Genomic DNA, 18,279 nt, shown 5'->3' on the forward strand with positions numbered 1-18,279 from the left:
CGGCCGCTTCAGCGCTGAAGCGTGAAGTCGGCGAAGTCGAAACCGGGCGACACCACGCATGACACCAGCACGGCCGCGTCTCCGGCCGGCCGTGCTGCCTGCCATGCGCCGGCCGGGATCACCACCTGAGGTTGTTGCCCCGTCGTCACATCCGGCCCGAGAGTGACTGCCTCGGCCACGTCCGGCGACTCGCCGTACTCCAGCGTCAGCGGGCCACCGGAGTGCCACAGCCAGATCTCCGCCGACCGGACGCGATGCCACTGCGACTCCTCTCCCGGTCCCAACAGGAAGTAGATCGCGGTCGCAGTGGCCCGGGCACCGCCGTACCCCGGCGGCTCGAACTCCACGGCCGACCGCCACGTCTCCCGGAACCACCCGCCTTCCGGATGCGGCTCGAGGTCCAGCAACGTCGCCAACTCCGGCTTGTCCATCACGCCATTCTCGGACCTACCCCGGGTCGCCGAGCAGTGCTCGCAATGTGGCCTTGTCGACCGGGTCGAGGGCCCGGACGAAGCGGTGCAGGATCCCCAAGCGATCCGAGCCCTGGCCCAGTGCGGCCCGCATCTGCTCCGCCGCGAACTCCGCGGCGCCCTTGGTCGGGCGGTAGCGAGCGCGGCAGCCGCCCGGCACCCGAGCAACCAGGCGCTTCCGGCCGAGCCTGGTCAGGATGGTGTGCACCGTGTTGTAGGCCAAGTTGCCGGCCATCGCGGCCTGCACCTCGACGGGAGACAGTGGTCCCTCGGCAGCCCACAGTGCGGCGAGCACTTCGCTCTCGAGTTCACCGGCGCCGCGTCGCGCCGGCGAGCCGGTCCATGTGTCCACGATCTCTTTGTACCGGCGGATTCCGCCAGGCCCCTGCCCCGGAAGGGTGAGCGGACGGGTGAGCCGAAGATCAACCTTGTGCACTTGTGAAACGGCTCGGAGACTCGGAGCACCCCAGCCCCGAACCCGCGAGGTGCACCATGCAAACCTTGTTGAGCGAAGTCGAAGGTCGCCAGGCCGCGCTGCTCACGCTGCTGCGGACAGCCGCCCACCGCGGGTCGCCGGCCCAGCCCGGCGAGGCGCGGACGAACACCGACAGATTCCTCGCCCAAGCCAGCCGGCACACGGCCGCGGCGACCTGGATCCTGCTTCCGCCGGTCGCGCGGCATCTCCCGGCCGGGCGGGCCGAGGTGCGCGACCACCTGCGCGCGATCCGCCGGCTGGAACGGACGCTGGTGCGGGCGAAGGCCAAGGAGTACGGCCAGGCCCAGACGATCCAGGTGCCGTGGCCCTCGGTGTGGTCCGGCGTCCACCACCACCTCGGGCGGACCATCGCCGCCGAGCGGCGGCTCGCCGCGATGCTCGGCGAGCACCTCGACTCCGACGACGAGGCTCGCGTGCGGGAAAGGTTCACGCGAGCCGTCGCAGCCGCGCCGACGCGTCCCCACCCGCACCTGCCCCACACCGGCTTTCCGGGCCACGTCGCCCGGACGCTGTGTGCGAAGCTCGACGCGCTCTGGGACGAGGTGGAGGGCAGGGTCACGTCGGTGGCCTACTGAGCGTCGCTCGCTGCCAGGAACACACTGCTGCCGAAGATGTCGTCCGCGGTCAGCGTGATGAGATCCTCCTTGCGCAGCGGGCGTCTCAGCTCGACCAGCCGCCGGGCCTGGCGGAGCCGGCACCGCTCGATCGCGTTGCGCACGCTGCGGGCGTTGGAGAAGCGCGGCCGCTGCATCCGCCGGGTCAGGTACTCCGAGAAGGCGGCCTGGGCCGCGTCGTCGAAGCGGAAGTTCTCCGACGTCAGCATCAGATCGGCGATCTGGACGAGCTCCGTGTGGTCGTAGTCCTCGAACTCGATGTGATGCGGCACCCGCGAGCTCAGGCCGGGGTTCGCCGAGAAGAAAGTGGCCATCCGGTCCGGGTAGCCGGCGAAGATGACGACCAGGTCACCTCGCTCGTTCTCCATCTCGGTCAGCAGGATCTCGATCACCTCCTGCCCGTAGTCCCGTTCGTTGTCGGGCCGGAAGAGGTAGTAGGCCTCGTCGATGAACAGCACCCCGCCGGCGGCCCGCGCGATCGCCTCCTTGGTCTTCGGCGCGGTGTGGCCGATGAACTGGCCGACGAGGTCGTCGCGGGTGACGGTGTGTACGCGCGGCGCACGGATGTACCCGAGTGCGTGCAGGATCGCGGCCATCCTGAGTGCCACCGTCGTCTTCCCGGTCCCGGGCCCGCCGGTGAAGCTCATGTGCAGCGTCGGCCGGGACGACGTCAGCCCGAACTGACGGCGCGCCCGATCCACCAGGAGCAATGAGGCGATCTCGCGCACCCGGCGCTTGACCGAGGCCAGCCCGACCAGCTCTGCCTCGAGGGCGGCCAGGGTCTCCTCGACCCTGGCCGCGGCCTCGTCGACCGACAGGTCGAGCTCGGCATCGTCCGTCAGCGGCGCCTGTTCCGCGGCCTCGGCGCTCACCTCTTCAGGCGAGGTGGCGGCGGCACGGGGGAACCCGAAGCCGTCCATCTGTTACCCGTCCCCGTAGCGCGCTCCGGCCGGTCGCGTCGTGGCGTACGACGAGATGGCGTAGCGCTGGGTCCGGTCCGGCCCCTCGACCCGGGAGAGCAGGAAGCCGGGCTCCTCGGCGGGCCGCTGCACGAGGAACTGCATCGCGGTCGTCTGACGCCCGAGGCTCGCGTCGTACGCGAGGACCCGGACGTAGTGGTTCGGGTACGTCGCCCGGCACTCGTTGATCTGGGCAAGGACCCCGTCAGGTTCGGCGAGGTCGAACATCGGCAGGCCCCACATCTCCCAGTAGACGTTGCGTGGGTGCGGGTCGTCGGTGTACTCCACCGAGACCGGCCAGCCGTGCCGCAGGGCGTAGCGGATCTGGTCGGCGATCTCGTCGTCGGTGAGGTCGGGCAGGTAGGAGAAGGTCCCGTGGCGCAGTTGCATGGTGATGCTCCTCGAGTCGGTGCGGATCGGGGCTAGACGGAGGCTGTCGCCGTCGGGACGACGTCGGGGGCGTCCGTGCTGGTGTAGTCGAAGGTGACGTCACCCCAGGTGGACAGCGCGGCCTCGAGCGGGGCGCAGGACTTGGCGGCGACCCGCAGGACGTCAGGCCCCTCACGGAGCAGGTCTCGACCCTCGTTGCGTGCCTTGACCATGGCCTCGAGCGCGACCCGGTTGGCCTCGGCGCCGGCCGCGATCCCGAACGGGTGGCCGATCGTGCCGCCGCCGAACTGCAGGATGACGTCGTCGGAGAACAGGTCGAGCAGCTGATGCATCTGGCCGGCGTGGATCCCGCCGGAGGCGACCGGCAGAACGCCCGGCATCGAGGCCCAGTCCTGGTCGAAGAAGATCCCGTTCTCCGGGTTCCTCGCGACGTGGTCCTCTCGAAGGGTGTCGTAGAAACCGCGGGTCGTCGCCGGGTCGCCCTCGAGCTTGCCCACCACGGTGCCGGCGTGGACGTGGTCGACACCCATCAGCCGGCACCACTTCGAGATCACCCGGAAGCTCACGCCGTGCGTCTTCTGCCGGGTGTACGTCGAGTGCCCCGCGCGGTGCAGGTGCAGCAGTACGCCGTTCTGCCGGGCCCAGTGCGCCATCGACTGGATCGCGGTGTAGCCGATGGTCAGGTCGATCATCACGACGACGCTGCCCAGCTCCTTGGCGAACTCGGCCCGGTTGTACATCTCCTCCATCGTCCCGGCGGTCACGTTCAGGTAGTGGCCCTTGAGCTCACCGGTCTCGGCCACCGCCTTGTTCACGCCCTCCATCGCGTAGAGGAAGCGGTCCCGCCAGCGCATGAACGGCTGCGAGTTGATGTTCTCGTCGTCCTTGGTGAAGTCCAGGCCGCCGCGGCATGCCTCGTAGACGACCCGGCCGTAGTTGCGGGCGGACAGCCCGAGCTTCGGCTTGATGGTTGCTCCAAGCAACGGACGCCCGTACTTGTTGAGCAGCTCGCGTTCCATCACGATCCCGTGCGCGGGGCCCTGGAACGTCTTCACGTACGCGACCGGGATCCGCAGGTCCTCCAGCCGCAGCGCCTTCAGCGGCTTGAAGCCGAACACGTTGCCGATGATCGAGGAGGTCAGGTTGGCGATCGACCCCTCCTCGAACAGGTCGATGTCGTAGGCGATGTAGGCGAAGTACTCACCCGGCCGCCCGGGCACCTCCTCCACCCGATACGCCTTCGCCTGGTAGTGGTGGTTCGCGGTCAGCCGGTCGGTCCAGACCACCGTCCAGGTCGCGGTCGAGGACTCGCCGGCCACGGCGGCCGCGGCCTCGATCGGCTCGACGCCGTCCTGCGGCGCCACCCGGAAGACAGCCAGTACGTCGGTCTCCTTGGGCTCGTAGTCGGGGTTCCAGTAGCCCATCCCGGCGTAGCTCTGCACCCCCGGGTCCCAGCGCTCCTTGGCCTTCGCGCCGTTCTCGGTCGTCGTCATCGGCTGCTCCCATCCGGTGTCTGCGTGATCCTTCGGGCACCAGCCTGCTCCGGTGAAGCATCAACTACAATTGAAACTTCTCCGCTGACCATTAAGGGATAGGTACATAAATGGATCTGCCGGCCGCGGCCACCTGGGGACGGCTTCAGACCTTCCTGGCCGTCTACGAAGGCGGAAGCATCCGCGCGGCGGCCGAGACCCTGCACGTCACGCCGCCGGCGGTGTCGGCGGCGATCTCGGCGTTGGAAACCGCGCTCGGCACCGCGCTGTTCAGCAAGGCCGGGCGCGGCATCGTGCCGACGGACGCCGGCGAGACGTTCGCGGCGTACGTCCGCAAGCTCCTCGGGCTGCTCGCCGAGGCGGCCGGCGCGGTGCACGACGCCGATCGGGGCCGGCTCCGGATCGGCGCGGTGGCGACGGCCAGCGAGTATGTCCTTCCCCGCCTGATGGCCTCGTTCGTCGATGAGCATCCGCAGGTCGAGCTGTCCTTGTCGGTCCTCCCCCGGGACGAGCTCTTCGCCCAGGCCCGCGACCATGCCGTCGATGTCGTGCTCGCCGGACGGCCGCCGCGCGGATCCGGCCTGGTCACCCGCGCCCGCCGGGCCAACCGGCTGGTGCTCGTCGGCCGACCTGGACGCGACGACGATCCACTGACCAGCACCTGGTTGCTCACCGGCCAGGGCTCGGGCACGCGGGACACCACTTTGTCGCTGCTGACGCGGCTGCAGGCGGCGCCACCGCTGCTCACCCTCGGGACCTCGGGGGCAGCAGTCGCCGCGGCGCGCCAGGGACTCGGCCTGACCTTGGTGCACGAGGAGGCCGTGCGCGGTCAACTCGACGCCGGTGAGCTCGCGACGTACGCCGTACCCGGAACTCCCGTCGATCGTCCATGGCACCTGTGCACCACCGCCGAGCCGACCGCGGCGAGCCGGTTGTTCCTCCGCCACGTCTGCGATGCCGGCCGGGTAGGGGCGGCGGCGTTTCACACCCGGTCTCGCCCCCAGGGGTGAGTACGGCGGTGCCGCGCCGGGCGATGCTGCACTGCATGACCACGACGCTGCGCACCGATCTCCCCACTCTCGCCGACACCGCCCGTCGGATGACCGATGCCGGTCGCGGCATCCTGGCCGCCGACGAATCCATCAAGACCATGTCGTCCCGGCTGGAAGAGGAAGGCATTCCGTCCAGCCCGACCGCCCGGCGGGACTATCGCGAACTGCTGATCACCGCCGATGGGCTCTCGGACTGGGTCAGCGGGGTGATCTGGTGCGACGAGACGTTCGGGCAGGAGCTGGCCGACGGCCGCCCGTTCCCCCAGGCCGCGCACGAGCTCGGCATCCTGCCCGGCATCAAGGTCGACACCGGCACGAGCAAGCTGCCCGGCGGCGGTGGCGCGCTGGTCACCGAAGGGCTCGACGGGCTGGGTGACCGGCTCGCGTCGTACGCCGAACGCGGGGCTGCGTTCGCCAAGTGGCGCGCGGTGTCCGATGTCGCCACGATCACGCCGTACTCGGCCCGGGCCAACGGTCACGCGCTCGCCCGGTACGCCGCTCTCTGCCAGCAGCACGGCATCGTCCCGATCGTCGAGCCGGAGGTTCTGTGCACCGGTGACCACGATCTGGGTGCGTCGGCGCAGGCATCGAACCTTGCCCTGCGCACCCTGTTCGACGAGCTGGCGCAGGCCGGCGTCGACCTGTCCGGCGTCGTCCTCAAGCCGAACTTCGTGACTCCCGGCCTCGACGCCCCGGCAGCCACCGCGCGGACGATTGCCGCTGCGACCTTCGGCGTACTGTCCGAGACAGTGCCTGAGGCGCTGGCCGGGATCGCATTCCTCTCCGGTGGCCAGCCGACAGGCCATGTGTCCGAGTCTCTCCGCGAACTGCACCGACTCGGCGACCGCGCGTGGCCGGTCACGTTCTCCTTCGGGCGCGCTCTGGTGAGCGATGCTCTGAGCACCTGGGGTGGCGAAGCCCGGAATGTGCCGAAAGCCCAGCAGGTCCTGGTGGACAACTGCCGTCGGGCCGGTCAGGCGACCCGCTGAACCGTGGGCTCAGAAGGGCAGCTCGACCAGGACCGTCGTACCTCGCTCGGGGATCGATTCGATCCGCAGTGAGGCCTCGATCAGCGCGCAGCGTTCCGCGATCGAGCTGAGCCCGAAGTGCTGCGCACCGTCCGCGTCGCCCGCGCGGGCGGTCCGCCGTTCCTCCGGGTCGAACCCTTTGCCGTCGTCGGCGCAGCCGAACACGATCGAGTCGCCGACCCGCCGCAGCGACAGTACGACGCGATCGGCCTCGGCGTGCTTGACCGCGTTGGCCAGCGCCTCCTGGGCGATCCGGTAGAGCGCTGCGGCGACGTGGTCGGGGATGTCGTCGAGGGTCGCCGCGGGATCGACCAGCAGGTCGATCGACGGAGCACTCTCGCCACCCGCCGCCATCTGCACCAGGGACTCCATCGCCGCGACCAGGCCGAGGTCGTCCAGGACCAGGCTGTGCAGGCCGGAGATCGCGGCCCGCGTCTGGTGGTAGGCCAGGTCGGCCAGCTCTCGGGCGCTGACCAGCTCGGCCCGCGCTCGCGCCAGCTCGGCCTCCGGCACTCCACCCGCGGAGTCGCGTACGGCGAGCTCGGACACGGTCATGTCCGCGGCCGAGAGGTGGAACGACATGGACGCCAGCGCGGTCGTGACCCCGTCGTGCAGGTCGAAGGCGATCCGCCGGCGCTCGGCCTCCTGGGCCGAGATGGCCTGCTTGATCAGGCGATCCCGCTCGGTCCGGTGCCGGTTCACCGCCAGCCACAGCTGCTCGGCGTGCAGCCGCAGACCGACCGCCGCGGCGTACCGCTCGGCGCGGGCGAGATCGGCCGGACCGAAGGGAACGCGCGGACTGCGATGGGCCGCCAGCACTCCGACGATGTGGTCCTCGAGCCCTCGGAGCGGAACGCACATCCTCGCGACGGTCTGCCGGGGTTCGAGACGGAGCAACTGCCGGTGCAGCGCGTTGCGCGGCGAGTCGGACGCGAGGACGACGGGCGTGCCGTTGCGGGCCACGAGACCCGTCACCCCGAATCCGACCGGCATACTCAGCGCGGCCGTCGACGGGTGGGGCGGCCAGATGTCGGCGACCGTGAGCTCCTGACCGTCGCTGGCGAGCAGCAGTACACCGTCGGCCTCAAGAAGTCGCGCGAGCTCGGCCGCCGAGGGGACGGGCCCTGTCTCGGCGGTCAATGGAACAGACCCTCGCGGAGCGCGACGGCGATGGCGCCGCTGCGGTCGGAGACCCCGAGCTTGCGGTACAGGCCACGGATGTGCGTCTTCACCGTGTCCTCACTGACGACGAGCTTGCTCGCGACACCACGGTTGGAGTGGCCGGAGACGAGCAGCTCCAGGACCTCCGACTCGCGCTGGGTGAGTCCGAGGTGCGCGCCCGGCCAGAACTCGCCCGCGCTGAGCCTGGCGGCGGACAGCGCGACGCGTCCGGCCAGCGCAGGGTCGATGACCGTCTCGCCCTCACGGACGCGGCGCAGATGCCCGACCAGCTCCTGACCGTCGATCCGCTTGAGGATGTAGCCCGACGCACCGACTCTCAGCGCCTGGTACAGGTAGTGCTCGTCGTCGTACACCGTCAGCAGCACGACCTTGGTCTCCGGATACTGCGCGGTGATCTGGCGGCAGAGGTCGAGCCCGCTCTCCTTGCCGATCCGTACGTCGCACAACACGACGTCGGGCCGTTGGTCGGAGACCAGCGTGAGGGCCTCCGCCGCGGTCGTCGCCTGGCCGGTGACCACCACCTGGTCGACGAAATGGCCGAGCATCGCGACGAGGCCGTGCAGCACCATCTCGTGGTCGTCCACCAGGACGAGGCGCAGCGGGGTCGGAGTCGTGGCCGGCATGGGCCAAGAGTAAGCGGAGACGGCGCGATTCCCCACGATCACAAGGGACTTCACCCGCATCTCCACCCGGGCGGGTGAGGGCGTGATCGGCGCGGCACGGTGCGCTTGGAAGTCTCCGATCAGGAAGGCCAGCCATGACCGAGCCCACCCCTCGCGCCCCCCGTCCGCTCATCGTCCCCTCGGTGCTGCCCGCCGATTTCGCGCGCCTCGGCGACGAGATCCGCGCGCTGTGCGACGCCGGCGTCGACCGGATCCAGTGGGACGTGATGGACGGGGTGTTCGTCCCGAACCTCACCTTCGGCCCGGACGTGATCGCGACGGCCCAGGAGCACAGCCGGGTCGCCTTCGAGGCCCATCTGATGGTGGTGGAGCCGGACGAGCTCCTACCCCGGTACGTCGAGGCCGGATGCGAGCTGATCATCGTCCACGCCGAGGCATGCACCCATCTCCATCGCACGCTCGGCCGGATCCGGGATCTCGGCGTACGCAGTGGTGTCGCGCTCAATCCGCACACGCCCGTGGATCTGGTGGAACATGTCCTGACCGAGACGGACCTGGTGCTGGCGATGACGGTCAACCCCGGCTTCGGCGGGCAGGCCTACATCCCCTCGGTGGAGAAGAAGGTGGCCCGGCTGCGGCGGCTGATCGACGAGTCCGGCCTGCCGATCGAGCTCGAGGTCGACGGCGGCATCACCGCCGACACCATCCGGGGCGCGGCCGCGGCCGGCGCCGACGTGTTCATCTCCGGCTCGTGGATGTATGCCCACAGCGACGGCAAGGCCGCCGCCGTCCGGCAGTTGCGCGCGGCCGCGGTCAGCGCTGCGCAGAAGAACGAGGAGGCCGCCTGATGACCGAGCTGCTGCAACGAACGGCGACGCCCTCCGTCGAGACCGACCGGCTGGCGGTCGACACCCTGCGCTTCCTAGCCGTCGACATGGTGCAGGCCGCGAACTCAGGCCATCCCGGCATGCCGATGGGCGCCGCCCCGATGGCGTGGGCGCTCTGGAGCCGGCATCTGCGCCACGACCCCTCGGCACCTGACTGGGCCGACCGGGATCGCTTCGTGCTCTCGGCCGGGCACGGTTCGGCCCTCCTCTACGGTCTGCTGCACATCGTCGGCTACGACCTGCCCGAGGCCGAACTGCGCGCGTTCCGCCAGCTCGGGTCGCGCACTCCCGGCCATCCCGAGTTCGGTCACACCGCCGGGGTCGAGTGCACGACGGGGCCGCTCGGCCAGGGCCTGGCCATGGCGGTCGGGATGGCCCTGGCGGAGCGGATGACGCACGCGCGCTACCCGGAGATCACCGACCATCGCACGTACGCGATCGTCGGCGACGGCTGCTTGATGGAGGGGGTCAGCCACGAGGCTGCCTCGCTCGCCGGGCATCTCGGTCTGGGCCGGCTGGTCGTGCTCTGGGACGACAACTCGATCACCATCGACGGTTCGGTCGACCGTTCCTGCAGCGACGACCAGGTCGCCCGCTTCGCGGCGTACGGCTGGCACACGCAGACGGTTCAGGACGGTACCGATGTCGACGCGATCGACGCCGCGATCGCTCGGGCCAAGGCTGACTCGCGCCCGAGCCTGATCGCGGTCCGGACCATGATCGGCCACGGCGCGCCAGGCGTAGCGGGTACGTCGAAGGCGCATGGTTCACCGCTCGGGGAGGAACTGGCCGCGGAGGCCAAGCGATTGGCCGGGTGGGAGCACCCGCCGTTCAGCGTTCCGGAGCCGGTGCGGGCTGCCTGCGACGCGTTGGCGTCGGTCGGCGCCCGCGAACACGCTGCCTGGCAGGCGGCGTTCGCCGCCTTCGAGGCGAGCGCACCGCATCATGCAGCGGGGTTCCGTCGCAGCCGCGATCGGCGGCTGCCGGGTGCTCTTGTGGAGAAGTTGTCCGCAGTTCCCGGCGAAGCGCCTCGGGCGACTCGGCAGTCGTCCCAGGCTTGCCTGAAGGCTATGACGGCGGTGATGCCGGAGCTGATCGGCGGATCGGCGGACCTGGCCGGCTCCACCGGGACCGCGACCGGCGGAGCCGTGGTGACCCGTGACGACTACTCGGGCTCCACGATCGCCTTTGGGATCAGGGAGTTCGGCATGGCCGCGATCATGAACGGGCTCAGCCTGCACGGCGGGTTCCGGGTCTACGGGAGTACGTTCCTGGTTTTTGCCGACTACCTGCGGCCGGCGCTCCGGCTCGCCGCGCTGATGCGCCAGCCCGTCATCCACGTGCTGACCCACGACTCGATCGCGGTCGGCGAGGACGGCCCCACCCATCAGCCCGTCGAGCAGATCGAGTCGCTGCGAGTCATCCCCGGACTGCAGGTACTGCGCCCGGCGGACGACGCCGAGACGGCACGGGCCTGGCAGCTCGCGCTGGAGCGTACCGACGGGCCGACTGCCCTGATCCTGTCGCGCCAGACACTCCCCCAGACCGCGCTGCCGGCCGATGAGCGCTCACCCGTCTCGGTCGAGATCGTGGCCACCGGATCCGAGGTCGCCCTGGTCGCTGAGGTCGCCGAAGCACTGACCGCCGAAGGTCACAGCGTCCGCGTAGTTTCCGCGCTGGACCGATCCGCCTACGTCCCGGATCCGCTCGCGGTCACGGTCAGCCTGGAAGCCGGCAGCACCATGGGCTGGAAGGGGCTGGTCGACCTGGCCATCGGTATCGACGAGTTCGGCACGTGCGGCCCTGGCGACCAGGTGATGGCGCATCATGGCTTCACCAGCACGGCGGTGCTCGGCCGGATCCGCGAGTACCTGCAGCAGTCGCCGGGGGCCTGAGGTGGGCCGGCTGGCCGCGGTCGTCGTCGATGTCGACGGCACGCTGGTCGACAGCGAACGCGATGGCCATCGGGTTGCCTTCAACGCCGCCTTCGAGGAGGCCGGACTAGGAGACCGCTGGGACATTCCGACGTACGGAAAGCTGCTTCACATCGCCGGCGGGGCCAAGCGACTGGCGTTCTGGTTCGAGAAGGCCGGAGTGCCCGCCGGCGATGCCCGGCGCCTGGCCGAGCGGTTGCACGCTCGCAAGACCGAGATCATGCGGGACCTGATCGAGGCCGGGAAGGTGCAGGCCAGGCCGGGTGTTCATCGGCTGCTCGACGAGCTCGACGCGGCCGGCGTACCGATGCATGTGGCAACGACCGGTACGCGCGCCTGGGTCGAACCGCTGCTGGACCGGGTCTTCGGCCCGCGCTTCCAGACCGTTGTCACCGGCACCGAAGTTCCCGAGCTCAAGCCCAGCCCGGCGGTGTACCTCGAGGTGCTACGGCGAACGGGCTGCCCGGCCGATCGGACCGTGGCCGTGGAGGACTCACAAAACGGCGTACGCGCGGCTGTGGCGGCCGGACTGTGCTGCGTTGCGGCCCAGAACGACTACACGCAGGACGACGACCTGTCCGGCGCGGCGCTGGTTGCCGGCGGGTTCGAGGACCCAGCCCTGGTCGCCTGGTTCCGCCGTCGCATCCCGCCTCCGCAAGGATGAACATGACGATGCCCCGCAGCCTCACGGCTGCGGGGCATCGTTCGTCGTGGGACGGATCAGACGGTCCAGGTCGCGAACACGATGGCCCGGTCCCGCCAGGCCTGGATGTTGGCGTCCAGCACGTCCAGCGGGTTGAACGGGATGACGCCCTTGATCAGGTCGTCCTCGCGCATGCCGTAGAGCGCGCCCATCGCGAACCGGCAGGCGTACACCTTCGCACCCTCGTCGATCAGCGTCTTGAGCTGCTTGTTGTACCCGAGGTTGCCCGGGAAGCCCTCGCTCCCGACGGCCGGGTAGCCGCGGGCGGCCGAGGCCATCAGGACGCCGGGACCGTACAGGATGAAGGTGAGGTCGAATCCCTTCCGCTGCAGGCGGGTGGCCGTGAGCATGTTGACCAGGCCGACGGAGCCCTCGAACGGGACCGTGTGCATGAAGACATACGCCTTGTCGCCTTCGTTGGCCTGGTGGTCGGGGAAGATCTTCTCCTCGACGTCGAAGAGGATGTCGCCCTCCTGGGGCGGTTCGATGGTGACTGTCTTCGGCATGATGCTGACTCCTTCGAAGTGTCGGCAGTGCGGAGAGGTGGGACGGCCTGCACCCGGTCGGGGCAGGGGCTCAGTAATCGCCGGGCGGGAGGTAGTCGGGCTTCGGCCATCCCCTGCGATGGCTGCCCGGAATCGCCTGCATGGTGGTCCGGCGCAGGCCCCAGGGCAGGATCCGGTAGGCGGGTGCGAACACCTGTCGCCACCAGCGGTCCTTGAGTCCGTGCGGGCGGGCCGGCGGATTGGCGCCGTACTTGGTCGCCATCCGGCGCTGCGCGTCGGCCAGCAGGGCGTGCTCGGAGTTCGCGCGAAGCCAGTGGAAGAAGGGCATACCGGCCACCTCAGAGCTTCGCGACGAGGGCTTGCGCCGCCATCGCGATGGGTTCGTTCAACGCTCCGATCGAGGGCGAGTAGACGTTCTCCATCGTGGCCAGCGTGTCTACCGTGATACCGGTCCGGGCCACGATGCCGAGGAAGTCCGCGCGCTCCTTGATCCCCTCGCCACCGACCATCTGGGCGCCGATCAACCGCCGGGTTTCGGGGTCCGCGAGCAGCTTGACCTTGATCGGCTTCACGCCCGGGTAGTACCGCGCCCGGGTGATGCCGTCGGCAACGCCGGTGACGAAGGGCAGTCCCAGCGCCGTGGCGAGCGTCTCGCCGAACGAGACCCCGCCGATCATCCACTGCCCGGCGAGCATCCCCCAGGGCACGTACACCGGGTTGTGCACCCGCGAGCCGCCGGCCGCGTTGATCCCCGCGGTCTTGCCTTGGGCGTAGGCGTGGCTGCCCGAAAGCCCTTGCAACGGGACGTTCGAGACACCGTGCGGAATCTCGGCGCAGTCGCCCGCCGCATAGACGTTCGGGTCGGAGGTGCGCATCCGCGGGTCGACCGCGATACCGCCGGTGCTGCCCAGCTTGATCCCGGCGGACCCGGCGAGACCGGAGTTGGCCACCTTGTGGCTGCCGATCACGACCAACTGCGCCGGTACGTCGCCGAACGTCGTACTCACATGGGTGAGGGTGTCCGTGCCCCGGAAGGCGGTCACCCGCTCGCCGAACTTGAGCGTGACACCGGACTCCTCCCAGTTCTTCCGGACCGGCTCGACGATGTCCGGGTCAATCACGTCGGCCATCGGCCACGGTCCGGGATCGATCAGGGTCACGTCGATGCCGCGATGCCGCAGGGCCGAGACCATCTCCATCGCGATCGGCCCGGACTCCACCACCACGGCCGACTTCACCGTGTCGAGGTAGCGGTCCCACTCCATCGCTGCGCGGATGTTCTTGACGTGGTAGATGCCGCCGAGCTCGACGCCGGGGATGTCGGGGGTGTCGTAGTTCCAGCCGGTCGCGAGGACGAGCTTGTCGTAGGAGACCTCGCCCTCGCCGCTCACCTTGATGGTCCGCGACCTGGGGTCGATGCTCTCGACGCTGGTCTCGTAGTGCACATCGATGCCTTGGGCAACGTACTGTTCCTTGGTCGCGAGGAACAGCTTCTCGAACGACTCGATCTCCTTGCCGTGCACGAAGGGGATCCCGCACGGGCTGTAGGCCACGTCCTCGTACTCGGTGTACACCACCGTCTGGGCGGACGGGTCCTGGCCCTTGGCGGCACCGGCCACCCCGAGGCCGGCGGCACCGCCGCCGATCACAACGATCTTCACGAGAACTCACTCCCTGCTTCGCATCGCATGGTCACTGGATCTCTCCGTCCTGGGGGACAACTGCTCGGGTGGTCAGCCGGACGCCGGAGCGCAGCGTGTTGGTCACATAGCAGACCCGCTCGGCCGCCGCGACCAGTCGCTCGAGCTCGGCCTCGGGGGCACCGATCCGCGCCTCGACGTGGACGGCGCCGAACTGCAGGCCGTCGTACCGGCCGGTCGCTCGGACCGTCAGCTCGGTGAGGTCGAGCGAGCGCTTGCGGGCCGCGTAGCTGATCGCCAGCGTGAAGCAGGACGCGACCGAAGCCAGGAACAGGTCGGTCGGCTGCGGACCGAGGTTGGCGCCGCCGACCTCCTCCGGTTCGTCGACCTGGATCGTGAAGGGGCCGGCCTCGACGGTGCAGTGGTACCCGCCGTGCCAGACACTCTCGACGCTGCGGGTGGCCGCCACCAGGTCCTCAGTGCGCGTGGTGGCCATGGTCCTCGTCGCGATGGTCGTGACCGGGCGGCCGGTGGCACAGGACGTCGGCGCGGGCGTCGATGTCGTCCGCGGCCACGACCCCGCGCTCGGTCAAGAGCTCTTCGAGCGCGCCGAGCCAGCGGTCGTAGTAGCTGTACTCCCCCGGTTCGCCGTCGCGCCGGGCCACCTCGGCGATCAGGCTGCCCTGGAAGTCCTTCCAGGAGAACAGGCCCTGATCGGCCAGCGCGGCCGCGATTCCGAAGGCACGGCTCTCCCACGGCTGTTCGAAGACGAGCTCGCCGTTGGCTCGCGGCAGCCCGGTGACTGTGTCGTCCAGGGTGCCGGCGATCTCCGCCGTCACGAGAGCACCTCGGCGACGCCGACCATGGCGTCGCGGGTCACGAGGGCGGCGAGCTCTTCCTCGGTCAGGCCGTCGGTGTGCTGTGGGCGCCGCGGCAGAACGAAGTACCTGTTCTCCGCGCTGGAGTCCCACACCCTGATGCGGATGCCGTCCGCGAGTGGCAGCCCCATCTCCGCGAGCAGCGCCCGCGGCTCCCGGACCGCCCGGGACCGGTACGCCGGATCCTTGTACCAGTTCGGGGGCAGTCCGAGCACGGGCCACGGGTAGCAGGAGCACAGTGTGCAGACGACGAGGTTGTGCACCTCGGCGGTGTTCTCCACGACCACGATGTGCTCGCCCTGCGGACCGGCGAAGCCCAGCTCCTTGATGGCGCCGGTGCCGTCCGCGAGCAGACGTTCGCGGTAGTCCGGGTCGACCCACGCCTTGGCCACCACCTTGGCGCCGTTGAGCGGGCCGACGTCGTTGACGTAGCGATTGATGAAGCCGTCGAGCACCTCGGTCTTCACCAGGCCGCGCTCGGTGAGCAGCTCCTCGAGCGCCTCGGCGCGCAGGGCGGCCGGTGGCCGGTCGACGGAACGGGGATCGGCACTCACTGGCAGTCCTCCAGGTAGCTCTCGAAGAGGTCGATGAAAACGGTCGCCGGCTCGGCGCCGGGACCCCACAGGTCGGTCGCCTCGAAGCGCACGGTGTAGACGTGCTGCGCGTCCTCGCCGGTGAAGTGGGCGGTGCTGTCCGGCAGTACGGCGGCAGGACGGCGAGCCTCGACGACCCCGGCGCGACCGCGGACGTACGCGGGCATCCGGGTGTGACCCGCCTTGTACTGCTCCCTGGCCCGCACTCGCTGCCCGGCCTCGAAGGCCGGCGCGTCGTCGATCTGACGCAACGATCCGGGGCCACCGCGCTCGTACGAGGGTTTGCGCACCTCGACGTCGGCCGGCTCGCTGACGTCCTCACCGGCCAGGCGGCGAGCGCGGGCCTCGACTGCACCCTGCGCGAGTACGCCGCTGTCCACCAGCAGCAGCTCTGCGGCCGCCAGCCACCGCCCGTAGTACCCGTCGGCGAGATAGTCGACCGGGTGCAGGCGCTCGAGCGCGTGCCGGAAGGCGTCGAGGTTGGTCCCCGACGCGCCCATCGAGGCGAGCCCCAGCGCGAAGGTGCGGGCGTGCCAGTCCGCCGCGAACACCGGCTCGTCCGGTTCGATCGCGACCGCGCCCCAGCCATGGGCGCCGCCCATGTCGTGAATGCCGTCCACCAGCAGCTCCTCGGGTTCGTCGAAATCTCTTATCCGATAAGGAAATACACTATGAGACACATCGACGCCCGTCAACCATCGGATATACTGCGTCTACTAAAGGCCGGGGGCAGACCGAAGGAGTGCCGAAGTGACACCGCCATCCGCACGATCCGCACGGGTCAGCGACCACGCGCCGGCCGAGCGACCCGCCGGGGCTCCGCTGTCGGAGTCCGAGGTCTCCGAGGTCGTCGCCGGCATCGGCCCGAGGCTCCGGACGTTGCGCGGCCGGCTCGGACTCTCGCTGCAGCAGCTGGCCGAGCGCTCCGACGTCTCGCCGGCCGCGATCCACAAGGTGGAGCAGGGCACGATGGTCCCCACCATCACCACGCTGCTCAAGCTCGCGGCCGCATTCCAGGTGCCGGTCGCCCACTTCATCGACGAGACCGACGCGCCGGCCACGCCGGTCAGCTTCACCCCGAAGAACCAGCGGCGGGTCCGGACGTCACCCGACGGCGACGTCGTGGTGGGTTCGATCTCCGCGGAGTCCGGGCCGTTCGAGCTCACCGCGAGCATCACCGAGATGGCCGCGGGCGCACAGTCGGCCCCGGATGACCGGCGTCCGGCCGGCGAGGCCCTGGTGCACGTCCAGTCCGGGACGCTGGAGCTCACGGTCGGTGCGCAGACCTATCGCCTCAGCGCGGGCGACTCGCTGCACTTTCGCTCCGAGGAGAACCACTCGTGGCGCAATCCGTCCGCGCGCACCACCAAGGTCGTCTGGGTGTCGCTGCCCGAACGACGCGGCTGATCACCACACCAGCGCCGACGAGGGCGTCGTACGAGCTTCCGCGGGGCGTCTGACGTTGGTCCGCAGCGTCACCATCTCGATCAGGTCGAGCAACCGGTTGGCGTAGCCGAACTCGTTGTCGTACCAGCCGAACACGCGGACTGCGTTGCCGTGCGACTCGATGTCCTGCAGCGTGACGACGCAGGAGCGCGGGTCGCCGATGACGTCGCTGGAGACCATCGGCATATCGCTCACGCCCACGATCCCGGCCCAGCGCTCAGACAGCGCCGCCTGGATGAAGGCGTCGCGCACCTGCTCGGTGGTGGCCTGGGTACGGAGCATTCCCACGACGTTGCTGAGCGAGCCGTCGGGCACCGGGACGCGCACCGCGACACTGTGCACGCGGTCCTTCAGCTGCGGCAGCACCCGGGCCAGTGCGGTGTCCGCACCGGTCCCGGTCGGAATGATGTTCTGACCCGCGGCCCGGGACCGGCGCAGGTCGTGGTGTGGCAGGTCGAGCAACTGCTGGTCGTTGGTGTAGGCGTGCACGGTGTCGACCCAGCCGCCCTCGACCCCGAAGGCCTCGTCCAGGATCGCGAAGATCGGTGCGACGCAGTTGGTCGTGCAGGACGCGTTCGAAATGATCCGGTGCGAGTTCGGGTCGAGGGTCGCCTCGTTGACACCGAGGCAGATCGTCGCCTCCGCCGAGTCGGTCGGGGTGGACACGATCACCCGTTTCGCGCCGGCCCGCAGATGCCCGCCGGCTCGGTCCCGGCTGGTGAAGTGCCCGCTGCACTCGGCCACCACGTCGACTCCCAGCGACCCCCACGGCAGGTTCCCCGGATGGTTCGCCCGCAGCACCTTGATCCGCCGGTCGCCGACCACGAGCTCGTCGTCGGTCGCCGCCACCGGTACGCCGAGCCGCCCGTGGACCGTGTCGTGCTGGAGCAGGTAGGCCAGCGTCGCGGCCGGGGTCAGATCATGGACGGCGACGACGTCGACGAACGAGTCGCGCGCGATGATGGCGCGCAGCAGCGCACGTCCGATCCGGCCGAGGCCGTTGATCGCGATCCGGGGTACGTCGGTCATCGGGAAGTCCTCTCGGGTCACACCGGAACCAGCACGGGCACCGGCTTCGCACCGGCGCCGGCCTTGGTCCGCGCTCGTGGCACCAGGGAGGAAAGTGCCACGAGCGCGTCAAACACGCGGTCGCCATCGGCCCACGCGTGTGCTTCGGCGAAATCGATCCATTCGCTCGGGGGGATCACCGGCTCGGCCTCGCCGTACTCGATCTCGCCCCAGGTGGCCGCCATCTCGATCAGCTCCACCAGCGACATCATCGGCTGCGCCTCCAGCGAGACCAGGCGCCGATGGTGCGCCGGGGCGCTCTGCTCGAAGCGGCATCCGCAGCAGTCAGGTTCGGGGTTGAACGTGTCCATGAACGG

Annotated in this window: 23 protein-coding genes; 7 read left to right on the forward strand and 16 right to left on the reverse strand. The window is 69.9% G+C overall.

What is annotated here, in order from left to right; genetic code table 11:
• Positions 1–8: 8 nt before the first annotated feature.
• Both OG555_RS01305 and OG555_RS01310 read right to left on the reverse strand, forming a co-directional pair.
• Positions 9–431 carry a cupin domain-containing protein gene (locus OG555_RS01305; RefSeq protein ID WP_329480353.1) on the reverse strand — a complete coding sequence of 141 codons (423 nt, stop codon included), beginning with the start codon at positions 429–431 and terminating at the stop codon, positions 9–11.
• A 16-nt stretch (positions 432–447) separates the two neighbouring features.
• Complete coding sequence (locus OG555_RS01310) at positions 448–822, reverse strand: BlaI/MecI/CopY family transcriptional regulator (RefSeq protein ID WP_329480355.1); 375 nt, start codon at positions 820–822, stop codon at positions 448–450.
• Positions 823–962: 140 nt separating this feature from the next.
• Here OG555_RS01310 and OG555_RS01315 point away from each other — a divergent pair, with 140 nt between their 5' ends.
• Positions 963–1,541 (forward strand): hypothetical protein, encoded by a 579-nt coding sequence (locus OG555_RS01315; protein ID WP_329480357.1) that lies wholly within the window; start codon positions 963–965, stop codon positions 1,539–1,541.
• On the opposite strand, the gene OG555_RS01320 is transcribed toward OG555_RS01315, so the two are convergent.
• The 3 genes from OG555_RS01320 to OG555_RS01330 are packed head-to-tail and all read right to left on the reverse strand — an operon-like array spanning position 1,535 to position 4,422.
• Positions 1,535–2,500: an AAA family ATPase gene (locus OG555_RS01320; RefSeq protein ID WP_329480359.1), complete on the reverse strand. Its 966-nt coding sequence runs from the start codon at positions 2,498–2,500 to the stop codon at positions 1,535–1,537. The two genes, OG555_RS01315 and OG555_RS01320, sit on opposite strands and share 7 nt — an antisense overlap.
• Positions 2,501–2,503: 3 nt before the next feature.
• A complete protein-coding gene (locus tag OG555_RS01325) occupies positions 2,504–2,929 on the reverse strand; it encodes a ribulose bisphosphate carboxylase small subunit (protein WP_328519001.1) in 426 nt (141 codons plus the stop codon).
• 32 nt (positions 2,930–2,961) lie between these two features.
• Positions 2,962–4,422, reverse strand: coding sequence for a form I ribulose bisphosphate carboxylase large subunit (locus OG555_RS01330; RefSeq protein ID WP_329480361.1), 1,461 nt, complete (start codon positions 4,420–4,422; stop codon positions 2,962–2,964).
• A 110-nt stretch (positions 4,423–4,532) separates the two neighbouring features.
• Here OG555_RS01330 and OG555_RS01335 point away from each other — a divergent pair, with 110 nt between their 5' ends.
• Positions 4,533–5,432: a LysR family transcriptional regulator gene (locus tag OG555_RS01335; protein WP_329480363.1), complete on the forward strand. Its 900-nt coding sequence runs from the start codon at positions 4,533–4,535 to the stop codon at positions 5,430–5,432.
• Between the two features lie 35 nt (positions 5,433–5,467).
• A complete protein-coding gene (locus OG555_RS01340; protein ID WP_329480365.1) occupies positions 5,468–6,463 on the forward strand; it encodes a class I fructose-bisphosphate aldolase in 996 nt (331 codons plus the stop codon).
• Positions 6,464–6,472: 9 nt separating this feature from the next.
• Here the strand turns inward: OG555_RS01340 and OG555_RS01345 are convergent, their stop codons facing one another.
• Together OG555_RS01345 and OG555_RS01350 are read right to left on the reverse strand one after the other, a co-directional pair.
• Positions 6,473–7,642, reverse strand: coding sequence for a GAF domain-containing sensor histidine kinase (locus OG555_RS01345; RefSeq protein WP_329480367.1), 1,170 nt, complete (start codon positions 7,640–7,642; stop codon positions 6,473–6,475).
• A complete protein-coding gene (locus tag OG555_RS01350; RefSeq protein ID WP_329480369.1) occupies positions 7,639–8,307 on the reverse strand; it encodes a response regulator transcription factor in 669 nt (222 codons plus the stop codon). The genes OG555_RS01345 and OG555_RS01350 overlap by 4 nt, the downstream gene beginning before the upstream one ends.
• Positions 8,308–8,441: 134 nt before the next feature.
• On the opposite strand from OG555_RS01350, the gene rpe reads away from it, so the two are divergent.
• From rpe to OG555_RS01365, 3 genes are read left to right on the forward strand one after another with little or no spacing between them, the layout of a single operon-like run.
• A complete protein-coding gene (gene rpe, locus OG555_RS01355; protein ID WP_329480371.1) occupies positions 8,442–9,155 on the forward strand; it encodes a ribulose-phosphate 3-epimerase in 714 nt (237 codons plus the stop codon).
• Complete coding sequence (gene tkt, locus OG555_RS01360; RefSeq protein ID WP_329480372.1) at positions 9,155–11,089, forward strand: transketolase; 1,935 nt, start codon at positions 9,155–9,157, stop codon at positions 11,087–11,089. The genes rpe and tkt overlap by 1 nt, the downstream gene beginning before the upstream one ends.
• Position 11,090: 1 nt before the next feature.
• Complete coding sequence (locus OG555_RS01365) at positions 11,091–11,792, forward strand: HAD-IA family hydrolase (protein ID WP_329480374.1); 702 nt, start codon at positions 11,091–11,093, stop codon at positions 11,790–11,792.
• A gap of 56 nt (positions 11,793–11,848) precedes the next feature.
• Here OG555_RS01365 and OG555_RS01370 read toward each other — a convergent pair whose 3' ends face one another.
• From OG555_RS01370 to nthB, 7 genes are all read right to left on the reverse strand, one after another.
• Positions 11,849–12,337, reverse strand: a complete 489-nt coding sequence (locus OG555_RS01370; protein ID WP_328518992.1) for an MSMEG_0572/Sll0783 family nitrogen starvation response protein — start codon at positions 12,335–12,337, stop codon at positions 11,849–11,851.
• Between the two features lie 70 nt (positions 12,338–12,407).
• The gene (locus OG555_RS01375) at positions 12,408–12,665 is read right to left on the reverse strand and encodes a hypothetical protein (RefSeq protein ID WP_329480376.1); all 258 of its coding nucleotides are present in this window, start codon (positions 12,663–12,665) and stop codon (positions 12,408–12,410) included.
• 10 nt (positions 12,666–12,675) lie between these two features.
• Positions 12,676–13,998 carry an FAD-dependent oxidoreductase gene (locus tag OG555_RS01380; RefSeq protein ID WP_329480378.1) on the reverse strand — a complete coding sequence of 441 codons (1,323 nt, stop codon included), beginning with the start codon at positions 13,996–13,998 and terminating at the stop codon, positions 12,676–12,678.
• A gap of 31 nt (positions 13,999–14,029) precedes the next feature.
• Positions 14,030–14,473, reverse strand: coding sequence for an OsmC family protein (locus OG555_RS01385; protein ID WP_329480380.1), 444 nt, complete (start codon positions 14,471–14,473; stop codon positions 14,030–14,032).
• The gene (locus OG555_RS01390) at positions 14,454–14,816 is read right to left on the reverse strand and encodes a nitrile hydratase accessory protein (RefSeq protein WP_329480382.1); all 363 of its coding nucleotides are present in this window, start codon (positions 14,814–14,816) and stop codon (positions 14,454–14,456) included. Before OG555_RS01390 ends, OG555_RS01385 begins: the two co-directional genes overlap by 20 nt.
• Positions 14,813–15,409, reverse strand: coding sequence for a nitrile hydratase subunit alpha (nthA, locus tag OG555_RS01395; protein ID WP_329480384.1), 597 nt, complete (start codon positions 15,407–15,409; stop codon positions 14,813–14,815). The genes OG555_RS01390 and nthA overlap by 4 nt, the downstream gene beginning before the upstream one ends.
• Positions 15,406–16,068: a nitrile hydratase subunit beta gene (nthB, locus tag OG555_RS01400; RefSeq protein WP_329480385.1), complete on the reverse strand. Its 663-nt coding sequence runs from the start codon at positions 16,066–16,068 to the stop codon at positions 15,406–15,408. The genes nthA and nthB overlap by 4 nt, the downstream gene beginning before the upstream one ends.
• A 130-nt stretch (positions 16,069–16,198) precedes the next feature.
• Here nthB and OG555_RS01405 point away from each other — a divergent pair, with 130 nt between their 5' ends.
• The gene (locus OG555_RS01405; protein ID WP_329480387.1) at positions 16,199–16,855 is read left to right on the forward strand and encodes a helix-turn-helix domain-containing protein; all 657 of its coding nucleotides are present in this window, start codon (positions 16,199–16,201) and stop codon (positions 16,853–16,855) included.
• Here the strand turns inward: OG555_RS01405 and OG555_RS01410 are convergent, their stop codons facing one another.
• Together OG555_RS01410 and OG555_RS01415 are read right to left on the reverse strand one after the other, a co-directional pair.
• Complete coding sequence (locus OG555_RS01410; RefSeq protein WP_329480389.1) at positions 16,856–17,923, reverse strand: type I glyceraldehyde-3-phosphate dehydrogenase; 1,068 nt, start codon at positions 17,921–17,923, stop codon at positions 16,856–16,858.
• Between the two features lie 17 nt (positions 17,924–17,940).
• Positions 17,941–18,273 carry a hypothetical protein gene (locus OG555_RS01415; protein WP_329480391.1) on the reverse strand — a complete coding sequence of 111 codons (333 nt, stop codon included), beginning with the start codon at positions 18,271–18,273 and terminating at the stop codon, positions 17,941–17,943.
• Between the last annotated feature and the right edge of the window lie 6 nt (positions 18,274–18,279).

This window comes from Kribbella sp. NBC_01484 (assembly GCF_036227145.1).
GTDB lineage: Bacteria > Actinomycetota > Actinomycetes > Propionibacteriales > Kribbellaceae > Kribbella.